This is a genomic window from Paraburkholderia caledonica NBRC 102488 (genome assembly GCF_000685095.1).
Taxonomy (GTDB): Bacteria; Pseudomonadota; Gammaproteobacteria; order Burkholderiales; family Burkholderiaceae; genus Paraburkholderia; species Paraburkholderia caledonica.
On sequence record NZ_BAYE01000001.1, the window covers coordinates 713,186 to 729,101 of the forward strand.

Consider the following 15,916-nt stretch of genomic DNA (forward strand, 5'->3'; position numbering starts at 1 on the left):
GCCGTCAAGCCACCGCAGCCATCAAGCTCGCCAGATCCAGGTGTTCAGCCAGCGTGTCGGCGAGCCGGTCCAGCGACGCTTCGCGCAACGCGGGGTAGTCGATTGCGTCTGCGTCGCTCAGTCCCGCCCAGGCCAACAGCGCCGCGCACGCAGCCGGTGTGTCGAAGAGGCCGTGCACGTATGTCGTGAGGATCTGGCCATCCGCGGAAATTGCACCGTCGGGACGCGCTTCACCCGGCGCCCCAAGACGCAGCGCCGGCGATTCCAGCGCCGGTCCTTGCGTCTCGCCCATATGAATCTCGTAACCGCCCACCTCCGGCGAGCCTGGCAACGCGAGGCGGCCGGTCACGTTCTTCAGCGTCTTCTCGCGCGTCAGCACTGTCGAGTAGTCGAGCCAGCCAAGACCCGCCGACGTTCCCGGCGCGCCCTCCACGCCGTGCGGATCGGCGACCTCGCGCCCGAGCATCTGCATCCCGCCGCATATGCCGATCACCCGCCCGCCATAGCGCAAATGCCTTTGCAGCACCGTGTCCCAGCCCTGCGCACGCAGAAACGCCAGATCGCCGCGCACGTTCTTCGAGCCCGGCAGGATGACGAGGTCCGCGGGCGGCGGTGGCGTGCCGCTTCGCACGTAATGAAAATCGACCTGTGGATGCGCGCGCAGCGCGTCGAAATCCGTGTGGTTGCTGATGTGCGGCAGCACCGGCACGACCACACGCAACGTGCGCGCGGCGTCGCCGCGCTGCGCCGCGCGCAGTTCGGGCGGCAACATGTCCTCGGCGTCGAGCGTGAGGCCATGCAAATACGGGACGACACCCAGCACCGGCTTACCGGTCTTTGCCTCGAGCCAGTCGAGACCCGGCTTCAGCAGTCCGATATCGCCTCGGAAGCGGTTGATGATAAAACCCCGCACACGCGCCTGCTCGCTCGCCGACAGGCACGCAAGCGTTCCTGTCAGATGCGCGAAAACCCCGCCCCGGTCGATGTCCGCCACCAGCACGACCGGACAGTCGACGGCTTCGGCAAAACCCATGTTGGCGATATCCCGCTCGCGCAGATTGATCTCAGCTGGGCTGCCCGCGCCTTCCACGAAAATCGTGTCATACGCCGCTTGCAGCCGCGCGTAGGACGCAAGTACCGCTTCGAAAGCAACGGGTTTGTACTCGTGATACGCGCGGGCGTCGAGATTCATGCGCGCCTTGCCGTGGATGATCACCTGCGCGCCGCGATCGCTCGTGGGCTTGAGCAGCACGGGGTTCAGATCGGTGTGCGCGGCGATGCCGGCGGCCACGGCCTGCAACGCCTGAGCGCGCCCGATCTCGCCGCCGTCGACGGTCACTGCGCTGTTGAGCGCCATGTTCTGCGGCTTGAACGGCGCGACCCGGACACCGGCGCGCCGCGCGAGCCGGCATAAACCGGCGACCAGCGTACTCTTGCCCGCATCGGACGTGGTGCCCTGGATCATGAGGGTGCCGCGCGGCACGGATACGGCGTCATGCGAGATCGAATGGATGGTCACTGAAATGTCGGACTCGGCGAAGGAAAGGACGATTAAAGCGGCAGGCGAACACAAGAGGCAAACCACAGACAGCGCGCCCGCGCCGTGGTGAGCACGAGTCGAACGCCAATAACGCAGGAACGCCCGCGGCAACCGGAACACCAGGTTATGGTCACGAATCGCAGCCAGGAATCACGTCCGCCATTAGCGGTAACCGCCGCTGCCTGGCACTGGTATCCATCAACCATGCTTGCCAACCGCGGCATTATCCCATCGCGCCGGCCCGCGCTGCACGCCGGTACAATCACGCGATGATTTCCCGCGACCTCACCTTCGTTCTCGGCGGCGCGCGCTCAGGCAAGAGCGTGCACGCCGAGCAGCTTGCCGCCCAAAGCGCGCTGCCCGTGACCTACATCGCCACGGCACGCGTGACCGCCGACGCCGAATTTACCGCGCGCATCGCGCATCATCGTGCGCGGCGCCCCGCACAGTGGCATTTGCTGGAAGCAGACGTCGATCTCGCCGCCGCCATCGCGCAAGCCGACGCGCCGGGGCATTGCACGCTGATCGACTGCTTGACGCTATGGCTCGCCAACCTGCTGTGTCCCGCCGATGGCGAAGGCCTGCCGCCCGATCAATATCGAGCCCGCATTGAAGAACTGGAAACCGCGCTTGCCAACGCTCGCGGCAAGGTCATTGCGGTCAGCAACGAAATCGGCCTCGGCGTGGTACCGCTCGGCGCGGCAACGCGTCTTTACGTCGACGAACTCGGGCGGCTGAATCGGCGCGTCGCGGCGATGTCCACACGGGCCACCATGATGGTCGCGGGCCTGCCGCTCGCGCTCAAAACTGCGGGCGGCGCGTGATGCTCACGCTTCCTCTTGTCGTGACACTCGCAACTGCGGGCGTGGCCGTCGACCGCTGGTTCGGCGAGCCGAGCGGCGCGCATCCGCTGGTAGCTTTCGGCAAATGGGCGGCGCGTCTCGAAGCGCATTACAACCGCGGACGGCGCTTGCGGCTCAAGGGGCTGCTCGCATGGTCGCTTGCCGTGTTGCCGCCGGTGCTGGTGGCCTGGTGGCTCGTCGCCGTGCTGCCGTTTTTCGCGGCCTGCGCGGTGCACGTTGCCTTGCTGTGGTTCGCGCTCGGGGCCCGCAGCCTGCACGACCATATCGAGCCCATCGCGCGGGCGCTCGCGCATCGCGATCTCGCTGAAGCGCGCCTGCTGACGGCGCGGATCGTCTCGCGCGAAACGGCCAATGCCGATGAAGCCGCACTTTCCCGCGCCGCCGTCGAATCGGCACTCGAAAACGGCAATGACGCGATCTTCGGCGCGCTCTTCTGGTTCGCGATCGCGGGCGGTCCGGGCGCGCTCGGATTTCGCCTCGCCAACACCCTCGATGCGATGTGGGGTTACCGCACCCCGCGTTATCTGCGCTTCGGCTGGGCCGCCGCGCGACTGGACGACGTGCTCAACTGGATTCCCGCGCGCCTCACCGCCGCGAGCTACGCGCTGCTCGGCGACACGCGCACCGCGTGGCGTTGCTGGCGCGAACAGGCGCCGCGCTGGGACAGTCCGAACGCAGGGCCGGTCATGGCCTCGGGCGCCGGCAGTCTGAACGTGCTGATCGGCGGTCCTGCGGTCTATAACGGCGCGCTCGAACATCGGCCCACGCTCGGCTTCGGGCATCCCGCCAAGGCCACTCACATTACGGCCGCGCTCATGCTGGTCGAGCGTACGGTGATTTTGTGGCTCGCGGTGCTGATCGTGCTGGCCTTGCTGAGCGTGCCCTTGCATGTCTGAACGAATGGACGAGCGGCGCTCACTTCAACATATCGAGCCGGGGCACGCTGGTGAAGCGCGGGCTGCATGCGCGTCGTCCGGTGCAACGATCGTGCACGGCGGCAATCTGCACGAAGCGGCTGAGCGCTATCGCATTCCGTACGCGCAGTGGCTCGATCTGTCGACGGGAATCAATCCGCACGGCTATCCGGTGCCGCCCGTTCCCGCCGATGCCTGGCGCCGCCTGCCCGATGAAGGCGACGACCTCGCCGAGTGCGCCGCGCGCTACTACGGCGCGCCGGACGCGGCGCATGTGTTGCCGGTAGCGGGCAGCCAGGCGGCGATTCGCGCGTTGCCGGCGTTGCTGCCGCGCGCGGTAGCCGGCGTCGCGCCGCTCACCTACAGCGAATATGCGCCTGCGTTCGAGCGGGCCGGGCATCGCGTCGTGCCGCTCGATGTTTCGTGGAATGTACTGCCCGATTCGCTCACGCATGTGGCGGTCGTGAATCCGAATAATCCCACCGCCGGGCATCTGGGCGCTTCGAAGCTGCTCGCCTGGCACGCGCAATTGAGCGCGCGCGGCGGCACCCTGCTCGTCGACGAAGCCTTCGCTGATACGATGCCCGCTGCTTCGCTCGCAGCCTGCACGGATCGCGCCGGTCTGATCGTGTTGCGTTCGCCGGGGAAGTTCTTTGGACTTGCGGGCGTGCGCGCCGGTTTCGTGCTTGCCGCGCCCGCGCTGCTCGACAGCTTGCGCCGCGTGCTCGGCGCGTGGACCGTCAGCGGTCCCGCGCGTCATGCCGTGAGGGCGGCGCTGTTGGATCGCGACTGGCAACAGCAGATGCGCACACGGCTCGAAGCGGACAGTGCGCGCCTCGTCGATCTGCTGCAAGTTCATGGCATTCGTACCCGCAGCACGCCGCTCTTCGCATGGACCGACGATCCACGTGCCGCAGCCCTGCACGAAGCATTGGCCACGCGCGGCGTGTGGACGCGACTTTTCGCATCGTCAGGCAGCGTGCGGTTCGGTTTGCCCGCGAGCGAAGACGAATGGGCGCGTCTCGCCCACACCTTGCGCGCGGCAGTCGAGACGATCGACGCAACGCGGCCGGCCTGAACCGTTGACGCGCGCAAACCCTGCCCACATCGCATTGCAACGAAGGGCAGCGCATCGATCCACCCAACGCAAAACTCGACGTTCGACCCAATGAATTCGTCCGCACGATCGCTCCGCCCCGCTCTCGCCGTCATGCTGCTCGCCATCGCGTTGCGCGCGCAAGCGGGCATCGCCGTGACCGACGACACGGGCGCCGTGCTCACGCTGCCTGCACCCGCGCAACGCGTAATCAGCCTCGCGCCGCATGTCACCGAACTGCTCTACGCGGCTGGCGGCGGCGCGAAGATAGTAGGTGCCGTGTCGTACAGCGACTTTCCGCCGGAGGCGCGACAACTGCCGCGCGTGGGTGACAACAAGTCGCTCGATCTCGAACGCATCGTCGCGTTGAAGCCCGACCTTATTGTGGTGTGGCGGCACGGTAACGCACAGCGCCAGCTGGATCGTCTGCGCGAATTGCACATACCGCTGTTCTTCAGCGAGCCGCATCATCTCGACGATGTCGCCGTCTCGTTGACGAAGCTCGGCGAATTGCTCGGCACCTCGTCTACCGCGGATGCAGCCGCCGCCGCATATCGTCGGGACATTGCGCGCCTGCGCGCGCAGTACGCTGAGCGGCCAGCCGTCAGCGTGTTCTATCAGGTATGGGATCAACCGTTGATGACGCTCAACGGCGAGCATATGGTCAGCGACGTAATCGAGCTATGCGGCGGACGAAACGTGTTCGCGAAACTGCAACCGCTCGTGCCCACCGTTTCGACCGAAGCCGTGCTCGCGGCGAATCCGCAGGCAATCGTCACGGCAGCGCCCGGTGCGACGAAACCGGACACGACCTTGCCTCAGCTCGGCGCGTGGCGCGCGTGGCCGCGTCTGTCGGCGGTGGCGAATAACAATCTGTTCTCGATCGACGGCGATCTCATCAACCGCCCAGCGCCGCGCATCGCGCTGGGCGCGAAGCAGATGTGCGAGGATCTGGATCTCGCTCGCTCGCGCCTCAGGCAAAACGCGCAATAACGCGCGTAGCGTGCATTGGCGCACGCAGCCTGATGCGCCTTCAGGCTCACGCGTTCCACTTCACGAGCGACCACTGTTGGCCCTCGTCGTCGCGGCGCAGCCAGACGATGTTGGCGGTCTCCAGCGACCATCGCAAGCAACGTTCGAGCGGCACGTCGAGCGCTAACGACGCAATCGCGCGCATCACGCCCGCATGCGTGACCACATACGCCGGCGACAGCTCGCGCGTCTGCGCGTACGCGTCGAACCATGCGCGCACCCGCACGACGAACTGCGCAACGCTCTCGCCGCCATGCGCGCGTGCATGTTCGAAGTTGGACGCCCAGTCGTCGAGCAGTTCGCGATCGATCGCGTCCCAGCGCCGCTCTTCCCAATCGCCGAAATCCATTTCCTTCAGGCGATCGTCATGGCTGAGCACGCAGCCGAAGTCGTTCGCCAGTTCGACGGCGAGCGCCGAGCAACGCGTCAGCGGGCTCGACATCACGACGCGCGGCGCTGGCACCTGCAAGCTTGCGAGCCTCAAAGCGAGCGCCGCGGACGACACGTCCGCCGCCTCGGCGAGCGCCACATCGCTGTGGCCATAGCAAACGCCCGCGTCGAGTGCGACGGCGGGATGGCGAATCATGACGATATCCATGCGAGCCCAAAGAGATAGATGCCCAGTTCAAAGATCTGTTGCGCAAAGCCGAGACAATCGCCGGTGTAGCCACCAATGCGCTTCACGAAATAGCGGCCCATTGTGAACCGCAACGCGAGCAGCAACGCGAGCGCCGAGCCCGCGAACCGCCAGTCGGCCGCGAACCACCCGCGAGGTCCGTCCGGCCACAACAGCCACGGCAATCCGAACGCCGCGGCGCATAACAGTGCTGTGCCGCTCAGGCGCTGCGCGACCGGCTTCGCTTTGCCCTCGGCGCGCACATAGTCGAGCGTGAACAGATAACTGATCGCGCAGGCACGGCTTGCCGCATGGGCCGCAACCATCAGACTTGCGGCGCGCAGCGGGGGCAACGAAGCGAGCGTCTGCCACTTGAGAACAAGCGCGACGACAAGCGCAATCGCACCAAAAGCGCCGATGCGCGAATCGTGCATGATGCGTAATGCATCGTCTCGCGTATAGGCGCCACCGAACGCATCGACGCAATCGGCGAGGCCGTCCTCGTGGAACGCGCCTGTTATCAATAGCGACGACGCCATCGACAACAACACCGCAACCCCCGCCGGAAAGACACGCAATGCCGCGAGATAGACGAGCGCGCTGATGCCGCCGACCAACACGCCGACGAGCGGAAAATAGCGCGCCGCCGCATTCAGATAATGCGGTTCATAGCCGACCCAGCGCGGCACAGGTACGCGTGTGAAGTAACCCAGCGCCGTGAAAAAGTAGCGCAATTCGGCCAGCGGTTTCATATATGGCTTGCGTGCTCGTTGACTGAAAAGCGAAGTACGGCGCGGTTCACGCTTCGCGGTTCGCTACACCTGCCGATTCGAAGCTCGCCATCTCGTTGATGAACGCGCAGGCCGCGCGCAGCAGCGGCACCGCGAGCGCCGCACCGGTGCCTTCGCCGAGCCGCATGTCGAGCGACAACAGCGGCTGTGCGCCGAAATAGTCGAGCATGCGCCGATGTCCTGCCTCGTTCGACGCATGCGCGAACACGCAATATTCACGCACGTCAGGCGCAATCGCGTCGGCGATCAACAGTGCTGAACTGGCGATGAAGCCGTCGACCAGAATCGTCATTCGCGCTTGCGCCGCGGCGAGATAGGCGCCGGCCATCATCGCGATTTCGAAGCCGCCGAAGGTTGCGAGCACATCGAGAGGAGCCGTGGATGCGTCGTGATGCGCGAGCGCCGCCGCAAGCACGCTGCGCTTCTTTGCGAGCCCGGCGTCGTCCAGACCGGTGCCGCGGCCCACGCATTCGCCGATCGGCACGCCGCAGATGCGGCTCATCAGGCACGCCGCCGCCGATGTGTTGGCGATGCCCATTTCGCCGAAGCCGATCACGTTGCTGCCGAGCGCAGCGTGATGCCGCACGCGCGCCGCGCCGGCTTGCATCGCGGCGAGCGCCTGCTCGTGCGTCATCGCGGGTTCGTGTGCGAAGTTGCGCGTGCCCGGGCCGACCGGAATGTCGATGAGGCCATCGGTGCGCAGCAACGGCGTCGCAATCCCTGCATTGACCACTTCGAGTTCGATGCCCGCGACGCGGCTCAATGCATTGACTGCCGCACCGCCCGCGAGAAAATTCGCGACCATTTGCACGGTCACCGCTTGCGGATAAGGGCTGACGCCTTCGGCCGCAATGCCGTGGTCGCCGGCGAACACAATTAGCGCGGGGCGCTGGACAGCCGGATGCGTAGTGCGCTGAATCAGGCCCATCTGACGCGCGAGCGTTTCGAGCCGGCCGAGACTGCCGGGCGGCTTCGTCTTCGTGTCGATGACGTGCTGAAGCTCGCTGCCTAACGTCTGTTCGAGCGGTTCTACAAGGGGCAATCCGGACAAGCTTGGCGAGGAGGTCATGAGGTTCGTGAAGATAAAAGATGTTCAGTTCTGAGCGTCAGCTTGACGACGTATCATGACTCGAAGCGGATTCATGACGCGAGCGCGGTGCGGGAATAAGCGCCTCGTGCTCGCCGTCGCGAATCAGGATCAACGGATAGCCGAACACGCGGCTCGTCAACGCAGGCGTCAGTACCTCGTGCACACGCCCCGCGTAGGCCGCGCCCGCACCGTCGAGCAGCAGCGCGTGCGTCGCGAACCGGCGCGCGAGGTTCAGATCGTGACAGGAAAACAGCAGGGTCCGCGCCGGCTCACGCGCCCATTCGGTGAGCGCTTCCAGGCACTCGATCTGATGATGCAGATCCAGATGCGACAGAGGTTCGTCCAGCAGAAGAAGCGGCGCTTGCTGACACAGCACCGCCGCGAGCGCCACGCGCTGACGTTCGCCGCCCGAAAGCGACAGCACGTCTCGTGCGGCTAATGCGGTGAGCCCCAGCAAGTCCAGCGCGGCACGCGCGGCCGCGCGGTCGCCCTCGCCTTCCCAACCCCAGCCGCTCAAATGCGGAAAGCGGTTCAGCATCACGATGTCGAGCACGCTCGCGCTGAATGCATCGGGCGCGCTTTGCGGCATCAACGCGCGGCGCTGCGCGAGTTGCCGCGTTTTCCAGGCGGTCATACGCACACCGTCGAGTTCCACGTGCCCAGCCGAGGGTTCACGCAAACCCGCGAGCGTGGATAAGAGTGTCGTCTTGCCGGCACCGTTCGGACCCGCCACGCACCAGATCTCGCCCGGATAAAACGTATGCGTGAACGCGTCGAGCAACGTGCGCGCGCCCGCACGCAAGCTCACGCGTTGTGCGCTGAGCGTGGGCTGCGCGAGGTTGTTAGTGGGCATCATCGGCGGGCGCGCAGCAGCATCCAGAGAAACACCGGCACGCCGATGATCGACGTGATCACGCCGACCGGCAGTTGCGCCGGCGCGATCACAAGGCGCGCGATCAGATCGGCGCCCATTACCGCCACCCCGCCGCCGAGAGCCGCGGCGGGCAGCAGCATACGTTGGTCGTTGCCGAACGCGAGCCGCAACATATGCGGCACCACGAGTCCGACAAAGCCGATGGTGCCCGCCGTCGTCACAGCCGCTGCGGCGGCGAGCGAGGCCGCAAGATACACGCGCAGCCGCAACGGCATGACCGCAACGCCCAACGCCTGCGCGGCGGCGTCGCCTCGCAACAGCACATTCAGACGCGGCGCAACGGGCACGATGGCAATCAGCACGACGACCAGCGCGACGAGTGCGGTCCACGGCAGCGCATTGCCATTGAGGTCGCCGGTCAGCCAGAACAACATGCCGCGCAAACGATTGTCCGGCGCAAGATTGAGCAGCAAGGTAATGAGCGCGCCCCAGCCTGCCGCGATGACGGCGCCAGTCAGAAGCAGGCGCGGCGACGTGTCCTGCGGTTCGCCGCGCCACAACTCGCGACGCGCAAGGCCGAGCACGAGGAGAATGGACACGAATGCGCCCGCGAATGCCGACGCATCGACGAGCCACCACGCGCAACCGGCGATCATTGCGACGAGCGCGAAAGTTGCGGCGCCTCCCGATACGCCTAATACATAGGGCTCAGCAAGCGGATTGCGCAACAACACCTGCAGCAGCGCGCCAGCCAATGCGAGCAATGCGCCGCAAGCAAAACCGGCCAGCGCGCGAGGCAAACGCAGCGTACGCACGATCTCGCCGGCGAGATCGGCAGAGTTTGTGTCAGACGCGCCCGCATGCAGCGGCGAAAGCGCCTCGATCACGCGCGCGGGCGCGAGCGCCACACTGCCCAACGCGAGCGACGCCATCAATACTGCAAGCGCGGCGACAGCAAGCACGAGCCAGATCGCGGCGGCGCGCTTCGCAGTCATCGCGTGAAGCGTGGCGGGCATCGAACCGGGATGTCGGCTCATCGGCGCGTTCCCAGCACGTCGCAGTCACTGCTGCTGCCAGCCGACCGTGACATATGCACCGCGCCGCGGGGAGTTATACGAGTAGACCGTTTCATAGTCCTTGTTGAACACATTCTGGATTTGCGCGGCCACGTACCATGCCTTCGTGACGTTGTAGCGCGCAGCCAGGTTGACGACACCGTAGCCGCCGAGCTTGCCGCTGCTGTCTTCGCGCGGACCGCTCACGATCCACTCACCGCCCACGCGCCATCCTGCAATACTGCGATTCACCGTCAGCGACGCGAAACGCCGCGCTCGCCGCACGAGGTCAGTATCGTTGTCGAGGTCGACCGGATTTTGCAGCGTCACCGACGCGCGCACGTCGGTCTTACCTACATGTCCGCTCCACGATCCCTCGAGTCCTTGCACTTTTGCATGACCCACGTTTTCGGCCAGATAGATCCCCGGCGTCACCTGCTCATAGTCGATCAGATTCGAATAACGCGTCTGGAAAGCACTCAAACGCATCACACCGAGCGCATTGGATGCGTACTGCAACGCTGCTTCGATCGAATGACTGCGCTCCGGCTGGATGGACGGATTACCGCTCAGCGGATAGTACAGATCGTCGAAGCTCGGCGCGCGAAACGAACTGGAATAGCTTGCGCTTAGCTTCCAGCGCGACGTGATGTCGAAGCCATAGCCGAGATAGTAACTGTTCGCTCCGCCGAAATCGGAGTACTGGTCGCGCCGCAGGTTAGCCTGGACCTGGTTGCGCCCGAAGCGTGCCGTATAACCGGCGAAGCCCGAGTCGACATGACGAGTGGGCGCGGCGAACGTATCGGAGTCGAGACTCTGGTCCAGATGCTCGTAGCCGACCTGCAGTTTCTGCTGCGCGGCCAGCGCGAAATCGTTTTGCCAGGTGTACTGGCGATTGTCGGTGTCGAAGCGGCCGTTATACAGACCGTTGGTGTTCGACACGCTGCGGTCGTCGCCTTGCGCAACGATGAAGTGCGTGGTCCACCAGTCGGTTAGCTTGCCGTTAGCGAAGGCGGACAACTGACGCACTTTCGTGTACAGATTGTTCAGATCGGTCGGCTCACCGTATGCATTGTCGTAGCTGTTGTTGCCGTTCGACTGGAGATAGCGGACGCCCGCGTCCCACTTGTCGGTGAACTTATGGCGTAGCGAAGCGGAAATGCTCTCGTTCAGATAGCCGTTCGCATTGGGGTTCGCATTCGGCGCCTCACGAGGATTGAGCGCGGAAAAACCGTCGTCTTTCGAACGCGCGAGCGAGATATTGAAGGTCGTGCGGCCGTCCCTATCCAACGCGCCGTTCGCGCCTACCTGTTGCGTCTGCGTGTGGTAGCTGCCGTAGCCCACGGAAAAATTGAAACGCGGCGGATGATCGCCGCCGTCTTTCGTGAACACCTGGACGACGCCTCCGATCGCGCCCGAGCCATACAAGGCCGACACGTTGCCGTTCACTACCTCGACGTGGTCGACCTGATCGAGCGGAATCTGCGCGATTTGCGCTGTGCCGAGACTCACGGAATCGACGCGCACACCGTCGATGAGAATCAGCGATTGCGTCGACGACGCGCCGCGCAAATACAGGCTCGCTGTCGAACCGGGCCCACCCGTGCGCGAGATTTGCGCGCCGGGCGCGAGTTGCAGCAGACCCGGCAGATCAGTTGCGGTGGTGTCGGCAATGTCCTGCTGATCGAATAGCGACGTTTGCGGGATCGTGTCGGCGAGCGCTTGAGGTCCGCGCTCGGCGGTGACGACAACCGGCGACAAAACAGCAGGCGAAGAATCGGCGATTGCGATAGATGCAGCGCTTGCAGCGACAGGCGGGAGCGGTGCGACCGGTGCGACTGCAACCGACGGCGCAGGCGAACTGTCGGCGGCTTGCGCATGCGCGAGCTGCGGCAGCCCTGCAAATGCGAGCAGCGCCGCGCGGGCGATAGGGGACAGCATGAGTGAAGTTTCCCGTGGATGGCGTGCGCGGCCCGCTTCCCCGCAGGCCGTCGCGTAACGAGGCGCGAGCGCTTTTGACATCATTTCGCGGGCGCGCGCCTCTCCCTCTGGCCGGTATCCGGGCTGACGACGCTCGATCCCGCCTTCCCACGCGTGACGCGCAGTGGCACACTCGCATGTTGAACCGGAACACGCGATGGGGATCGAACTGCAAACGCGAACTGCAAAGCACGAAGTGCAAAGCGAATGCGGTCGCTTACCGTTGCGGGGGCAGCGCAGGTTCGCGCGTTCAGGTGAACGGCGCGCCCTGCTTCCCGTTTAACTGCACGCGCAATGAATTGCGCGCGCGGGCACCAGAGTGCGGCCAGTGTATGAGCGGCCTCGGGGCCAGTCAAGAATGCGGGTCACGACAGCGATGATTCGGACAGGAGCAGAGTATTGTCCGACGCGATCTGTGACACACGAGTACTTTTTCATCTTCAGTCGAAAAAAGCCTGCATAAAGCGGTGTTGTTACGTCTCGAAACGAGACAAATGTCGGAACGTGCGGCATTCCGCGCTAAAATGCGAGGTCTTTAGAGGACGCAGCACATGCTCACCGAACTCGAAACACTCTCACAGAACATCGGCAAGCTGATAGCGATCAGCCAGCGCCACAACGAAGCGCGCGTTGCGCTTGAAGAGCAGCTCGCCCAGTCCCGCGCCGAGGCGGAAGCCACGCGCACGGAACTTGCCATGGTGCGCGAGGAACGCGATGCACTGCAAGCGGAGCGCGACGCGCTGTCGGCCAAGATCGACGACGCTCAAGTGCGGCTCAATGCGATCCTCGAAAAATTGCCGCGCGCTCGCGGGCACAACGAGCCGGACAACCAGCTCGATCTGCTCGAGCCCGCTCAGCATGAAGTCGAAGCGGAGAGCGACGCCACTCGCCACGGAGAAAATGCATGACCACCAAGCAGATCGAAGTATCGATTCTCGGCGTGCCCTATCGTCTCGCCTGCTCGCCGGAAACGGAAGGCGCGCTGCTTGAAGCAGTCGCACGAGTCGACGCCGAAATGTCGAAGATCCGCAATAACAGTAACGTGCGCGGCACGGATCGTATTGCTGTCATGGCCGCGCTGTCGCTGGCATCGGAACTGCTTAAGCTGCAATCGAGCGTGCGTCACGGAGAAGCATTTCCCGCTGAAGAAATCCGGCGTACAATGCATCAAATGAACGAACAACTGGGTACTGTGATCGAGCAGTACACCATGCAGTAAGCAGCAGGTTTGCAACGTTTCTGGAAGTAGAAGTGGCCGGTCTTCGGGTCGGCTGCAGATTCAACCAGGTAGCACACGTAGTAGCTGAGCAAAGCGCGTGAGAGCATGCACGAGCACACTCGGCAAACGTTTCACCTGAATGGTTTTAGCTTCATCGGTTTAGCTTCCCTGCCTGGTTCGCCAAGGTCATATATTCCTTGAACCAATGCCATGTGCACGGTTGCGGAAATTTGTAGCACGGGCGTGCGCGTCACTCTGTCTGATGTACCCGAAGTGCTGCTAACTGCGACCAATTCTGAACCCCCGGTTCAGGATGCCGGCCTAGCGGCCAAGGCGGGGACCTTATTTGGAACGGCATCGGACTACTGTCCGGTGCCGTTTTTGTTTGGGCTCCGGCTTTTGCAACCTTAACGTTCCCTTCGATTCATGCGCTACTGGCTAATGAAGTCCGAACCGGACGAAGCAAGCATCGACCATCTTGCCAACGCACCGCACCGTACGTTGCCGTGGACCGGTGTGCGTAACTATCAGGCGCGCAACTTCATGCGCGACGCGATGCAGGTCGGCGACGGCGTGCTGTTCTATCACTCGAGTTGTCCCGAGCCTGGCATCGCCGGGATCGCCGAGGTAGCGTCTACCGCTTACCCGGACCCGACTCAGTTCGACAAGAAGAGTCCTTACTACGATCCCAAGTCGTCGCAGGAAACGCCGCGCTGGCTGCTCGTCGACGTCGTCTTCAAGAAGAAGATTCCGTTGATTCCGCTCGCCGCATTGCGCGAGCACGAAGAGCTGAAAGACATGCGTGTGCTGGCGAGAGGCAACCGCCTGTCCATCACGCCGGTCACCGAAGCCGAATGGCGCTTCATCACGAAGCGACTCGCTTGAATCTGCCTATGCCCGCTGCAACGGCGCGACGAACGATATGGCCCACCGATGCTCATCGCACCGTTAAATTGGGGAACCAAGCTCAGGTTACAAGCGCCTAACGCAGTTGCAAACGGACTACCAACGGCGCACACAGCGCCATGCCGTTGCATCGCGCCTGCCGGATCGTGCGCAATCCTGTTCAAGCAAGGAGTTCCACACAGATGAAAAACACCGCACGTGCACTCGCTTTCGCGCTCGTCTGCGCCGCGCCTGCAGCCCTCGTGCTCACGCCCGCCATGGCACGCGCGCAGAGCGTCGCGCCCTATCAACCGGCCGGCGTGCTGTCGCTGAACGCGCAGGCCAGCGCAGAAGTGCCTCAAGACGTCGTCGAAATCACGCTCTTTTACGAGCAGGAAGCGAGCGATCCGTCGGCTCTTACTTCAACGCTAAACCAGCGCGCCGATTCGGCGTTGCAAAAAGCCAAAGGCGTGAGCGGCGTGACCGCACGCACCGGTTCGTTCTCGATTTATCCGTCGACCGATCGCGATGGCCGCATCTCCGCATGGCGCGGCCGCACAGAAGTCGTGCTCGAATCGCATGACTTTGCTGCGGCGTCGAAGCTCGCCGGGCAAATGGCGCCCATCATGCAGGTCGGCAATGTGCAGTTCTCGCTGTCGCCTGCGGCGCAGCGCGCCGCTGAACAAAAGCTGACTGGCGATGCAATCAAATCGTTCCGTGAGCAAGCGGCTTCGTCCGCGCAGGCGTTCGGCTACAGCGGTTATTCGATTCGCGAGGTCAATGTCGGACATAACGGCGCCATGCCGCGGCCCGTCATGATGATGAGCGCGCGCGCCATGGGCGCCGACGCCAAGATGTCGGCCCCTGTGCCGATTGAAGGCGGCACGTCGACGGTAACGGTGAATGTATCGGGCTCGGTGCAGATGAAGTAACGCGCGGTCCACCTGCTGCCCCATGCGGCGGCAAAAGAAAAACGCCACGGCATGCCGTGGCGTTTTTTTATCCGAAACACAACATGAAGCGCTACGGCAGCGCGTGCGCCGGTTCGCCGGGGCTGCGACGATACGACCACACGAGCATCGCAATGCCAACGAGAATCATCGGCAACGAAAGCCATTGGCCCATGGAAAGACCCATGGCGAGCAGGCCCAGGAAGTCGTCGGGCTCACGGGCGAATTCGACTGTGAAGCGCGCGAGGCCATAACCGATCAGGAACATCGCCGAAATAGCGCCGAGCGGCCTTGGCTTACGCGAGAAGAAGAACAGCACGAAGAAAAGCGCGACGCCCTCGAGCGCGATCTCATACAGCTCTGACGGGTGACGCGGCAGCATGTGATATTGCGCGAACACCTCGTTCAGCTTCCATTGCGCGGCCAGTTGCGGATGCGCGGCGAGCCACGCCGCGTCGTCGGGCGCGGCGCCTGGAAAGAGCATCGCCCACGGCGCCGAGGGATCGGTCACGCGCCCCCACAACTCGCCGTTGATGAAATTGCCGAGACGCCCTGCCGCCAGTCCTGTCGGCACCATCGGCGCGACGAAGTCGGTGACTTGCAGCCACGAGCGTTTGCGCTGGTAGGCGAACAGCACCATGGCGAGCGTCACGCCGAGGAAGCCGCCGTGAAACGACATGCCGCCTTCCCACACCTTGAAGATGTCGAGCGGATGCGCGAAATAAAAGCTCGCTTTATAGAACAGCACGTAGCCGAGCCGTCCGCCGAGAATCGTGCCGAGCACGCCGTAAAACAGCATGTCGTCGATATCTTTGGGTGTCCAGCCTTGCGCCGCGACGAACGGCAAACGCAGCCGCAGCCGGCCGACGACGATCGCCGCGATGAACGCGACGAGGTACATCAGTCCATACCAGCGCACGGCGAGCGGCCCCAGATGAATGGCAACGGGGTCGAAATTCGGGTGAATGAGCATCGTGTTGTTATGGGCAGTTCGGGTTCAGAAACTAGTTT

16 protein-coding genes, 1 other RNA gene and 1 riboswitch are annotated in these 15,916 nt (G+C 64.0%); of the genes, 9 read left to right on the forward strand and 8 right to left on the reverse strand.

Annotation, left to right across the window (positions count from 1 at the left end):
• Window positions 1–4: 4 nt before the first annotated feature.
• Window positions 5–1,465: a cobyric acid synthase gene (locus tag BCA01S_RS03285; protein WP_174447002.1), complete on the reverse strand. Its 1,461-nt coding sequence runs from the start codon at window positions 1,463–1,465 to the stop codon at window positions 5–7.
• A gap of 344 nt (window positions 1,466–1,809) precedes the next feature.
• On the opposite strand from BCA01S_RS03285, the gene cobU reads away from it, so the two are divergent.
• From cobU to BCA01S_RS03305, 4 genes are all read left to right on the forward strand, one after another.
• Window positions 1,810–2,364 carry a bifunctional adenosylcobinamide kinase/adenosylcobinamide-phosphate guanylyltransferase gene (gene cobU / locus BCA01S_RS03290; RefSeq protein ID WP_027775683.1) on the forward strand — a complete coding sequence of 185 codons (555 nt, stop codon included), beginning with the start codon at window positions 1,810–1,812 and terminating at the stop codon, window positions 2,362–2,364.
• The gene (gene cbiB, locus BCA01S_RS03295; protein ID WP_027775684.1) at window positions 2,364–3,299 is read left to right on the forward strand and encodes an adenosylcobinamide-phosphate synthase CbiB; all 936 of its coding nucleotides are present in this window, start codon (window positions 2,364–2,366) and stop codon (window positions 3,297–3,299) included. The genes cobU and cbiB overlap by 1 nt, the downstream gene beginning before the upstream one ends.
• Window positions 3,292–4,395 (forward strand): threonine-phosphate decarboxylase CobD, encoded by a 1,104-nt coding sequence (gene cobD, locus BCA01S_RS03300; protein WP_027775685.1) that lies wholly within the window; start codon window positions 3,292–3,294, stop codon window positions 4,393–4,395. Before cbiB ends, cobD begins: the two co-directional genes overlap by 8 nt.
• Before the next feature lie 90 nt (window positions 4,396–4,485).
• The gene (locus BCA01S_RS03305) at window positions 4,486–5,406 is read left to right on the forward strand and encodes a cobalamin-binding protein (protein ID WP_027775686.1); all 921 of its coding nucleotides are present in this window, start codon (window positions 4,486–4,488) and stop codon (window positions 5,404–5,406) included.
• Window positions 5,407–5,452: 46 nt separating this feature from the next.
• On the opposite strand, the gene cobC is transcribed toward BCA01S_RS03305, so the two are convergent.
• The 6 genes from cobC to BCA01S_RS03335 are packed head-to-tail and all read right to left on the reverse strand — an operon-like array spanning window position 5,453 to window position 11,812.
• Complete coding sequence (gene cobC, locus BCA01S_RS03310; RefSeq protein ID WP_027775687.1) at window positions 5,453–6,043, reverse strand: alpha-ribazole phosphatase; 591 nt, start codon at window positions 6,041–6,043, stop codon at window positions 5,453–5,455.
• The gene (locus BCA01S_RS03315) at window positions 6,028–6,813 is read right to left on the reverse strand and encodes an adenosylcobinamide-GDP ribazoletransferase (RefSeq protein ID WP_027775688.1); all 786 of its coding nucleotides are present in this window, start codon (window positions 6,811–6,813) and stop codon (window positions 6,028–6,030) included. Before BCA01S_RS03315 ends, cobC begins: the two co-directional genes overlap by 16 nt.
• 46 nt (window positions 6,814–6,859) lie before the next feature.
• Complete coding sequence (gene cobT / locus BCA01S_RS03320) at window positions 6,860–7,921, reverse strand: nicotinate-nucleotide--dimethylbenzimidazole phosphoribosyltransferase (RefSeq protein WP_027775689.1); 1,062 nt, start codon at window positions 7,919–7,921, stop codon at window positions 6,860–6,862.
• A gap of 37 nt (window positions 7,922–7,958) precedes the next feature.
• The gene (locus tag BCA01S_RS03325; protein ID WP_027775690.1) at window positions 7,959–8,798 is read right to left on the reverse strand and encodes an ABC transporter ATP-binding protein; all 840 of its coding nucleotides are present in this window, start codon (window positions 8,796–8,798) and stop codon (window positions 7,959–7,961) included.
• A complete protein-coding gene (locus BCA01S_RS03330) occupies window positions 8,795–9,853 on the reverse strand; it encodes a FecCD family ABC transporter permease (protein WP_027775691.1) in 1,059 nt (352 codons plus the stop codon). The genes BCA01S_RS03325 and BCA01S_RS03330 overlap by 4 nt, the downstream gene beginning before the upstream one ends.
• A gap of 24 nt (window positions 9,854–9,877) precedes the next feature.
• A complete protein-coding gene (locus BCA01S_RS03335; protein WP_027775692.1) occupies window positions 9,878–11,812 on the reverse strand; it encodes a TonB-dependent receptor domain-containing protein in 1,935 nt (644 codons plus the stop codon).
• A gap of 92 nt (window positions 11,813–11,904) precedes the next feature.
• A riboswitch (cobalamin riboswitch) is annotated at window positions 11,905–12,185 on the reverse strand.
• Window positions 12,186–12,402: 217 nt separating this feature from the next.
• Here BCA01S_RS03335 and BCA01S_RS03340 point away from each other — a divergent pair.
• From BCA01S_RS03340 to BCA01S_RS03355, 5 genes are all read left to right on the forward strand, one after another.
• Complete coding sequence (locus BCA01S_RS03340) at window positions 12,403–12,759, forward strand: ATPase (protein WP_027775693.1); 357 nt, start codon at window positions 12,403–12,405, stop codon at window positions 12,757–12,759.
• Window positions 12,756–13,070, forward strand: a complete 315-nt coding sequence (locus BCA01S_RS03345; protein WP_020065163.1) for a cell division protein ZapA — start codon at window positions 12,756–12,758, stop codon at window positions 13,068–13,070. The genes BCA01S_RS03340 and BCA01S_RS03345 overlap by 4 nt, the downstream gene beginning before the upstream one ends.
• A 162-nt stretch (window positions 13,071–13,232) precedes the next feature.
• A non-coding RNA gene (gene ssrS / locus BCA01S_RS36700) (6S RNA) lies at window positions 13,233–13,414 on the forward strand.
• Window positions 13,415–13,496: 82 nt separating this feature from the next.
• Window positions 13,497–13,955, forward strand: coding sequence for an EVE domain-containing protein (locus BCA01S_RS03350; protein WP_027775694.1), 459 nt, complete (start codon window positions 13,497–13,499; stop codon window positions 13,953–13,955).
• A gap of 203 nt (window positions 13,956–14,158) precedes the next feature.
• Window positions 14,159–14,887 carry an SIMPL domain-containing protein gene (locus BCA01S_RS03355; protein ID WP_027775695.1) on the forward strand — a complete coding sequence of 243 codons (729 nt, stop codon included), beginning with the start codon at window positions 14,159–14,161 and terminating at the stop codon, window positions 14,885–14,887.
• A 91-nt stretch (window positions 14,888–14,978) separates the two neighbouring features.
• Here the strand turns inward: BCA01S_RS03355 and lgt are convergent, their stop codons facing one another.
• On the reverse strand, window positions 14,979–15,878 hold the full coding sequence (gene lgt / locus BCA01S_RS03360) for a prolipoprotein diacylglyceryl transferase (RefSeq protein WP_027775696.1): 900 nt from the start codon (window positions 15,876–15,878) through the stop codon (window positions 14,979–14,981).
• Window positions 15,879–15,916 lie beyond the last annotated feature (38 nt).

Coding starts and splice junctions, on each gene's coding strand:
- BCA01S_RS03285 (WP_174447002.1), bottom strand. CDS start 1,465: ATGATCCAGGGCACCACGTCCGATGCGGGCAAGAGTACGCTGGTCGCC.
- cobU (WP_027775683.1), top strand. CDS start 1,810: ATGATTTCCCGCGACCTCACCTTCGTTCTCGGCGGCGCGCGCTCAGGC.
- cbiB (WP_027775684.1), top strand. CDS start 2,364: ATGCTCACGCTTCCTCTTGTCGTGACACTCGCAACTGCGGGCGTGGCC.
- cobD (WP_027775685.1), top strand. CDS start 3,292: ATGTCTGAACGAATGGACGAGCGGCGCTCACTTCAACATATCGAGCCG.
- BCA01S_RS03305 (WP_027775686.1), top strand. CDS start 4,486: ATGAATTCGTCCGCACGATCGCTCCGCCCCGCTCTCGCCGTCATGCTG.
- cobC (WP_027775687.1), bottom strand. CDS start 6,043: ATGGATATCGTCATGATTCGCCATCCCGCCGTCGCACTCGACGCGGGC.
- BCA01S_RS03315 (WP_027775688.1), bottom strand. CDS start 6,813: ATGAAACCGCTGGCCGAATTGCGCTACTTTTTCACGGCGCTGGGTTAC.
- cobT (WP_027775689.1), bottom strand. CDS start 7,921: ATGACCTCCTCGCCAAGCTTGTCCGGATTGCCCCTTGTAGAACCGCTC.
- BCA01S_RS03325 (WP_027775690.1), bottom strand. CDS start 8,798: ATGATGCCCACTAACAACCTCGCGCAGCCCACGCTCAGCGCACAACGC.
- BCA01S_RS03330 (WP_027775691.1), bottom strand. CDS start 9,853: ATGAGCCGACATCCCGGTTCGATGCCCGCCACGCTTCACGCGATGACT.
- BCA01S_RS03335 (WP_027775692.1), bottom strand. CDS start 11,812: ATGCTGTCCCCTATCGCCCGCGCGGCGCTGCTCGCATTTGCAGGGCTG.
- BCA01S_RS03340 (WP_027775693.1), top strand. CDS start 12,403: ATGCTCACCGAACTCGAAACACTCTCACAGAACATCGGCAAGCTGATA.
- BCA01S_RS03345 (WP_020065163.1), top strand. CDS start 12,756: ATGACCACCAAGCAGATCGAAGTATCGATTCTCGGCGTGCCCTATCGT.
- BCA01S_RS03350 (WP_027775694.1), top strand. CDS start 13,497: ATGCGCTACTGGCTAATGAAGTCCGAACCGGACGAAGCAAGCATCGAC.
- BCA01S_RS03355 (WP_027775695.1), top strand. CDS start 14,159: ATGAAAAACACCGCACGTGCACTCGCTTTCGCGCTCGTCTGCGCCGCG.
- lgt (WP_027775696.1), bottom strand. CDS start 15,878: ATGCTCATTCACCCGAATTTCGACCCCGTTGCCATTCATCTGGGGCCG.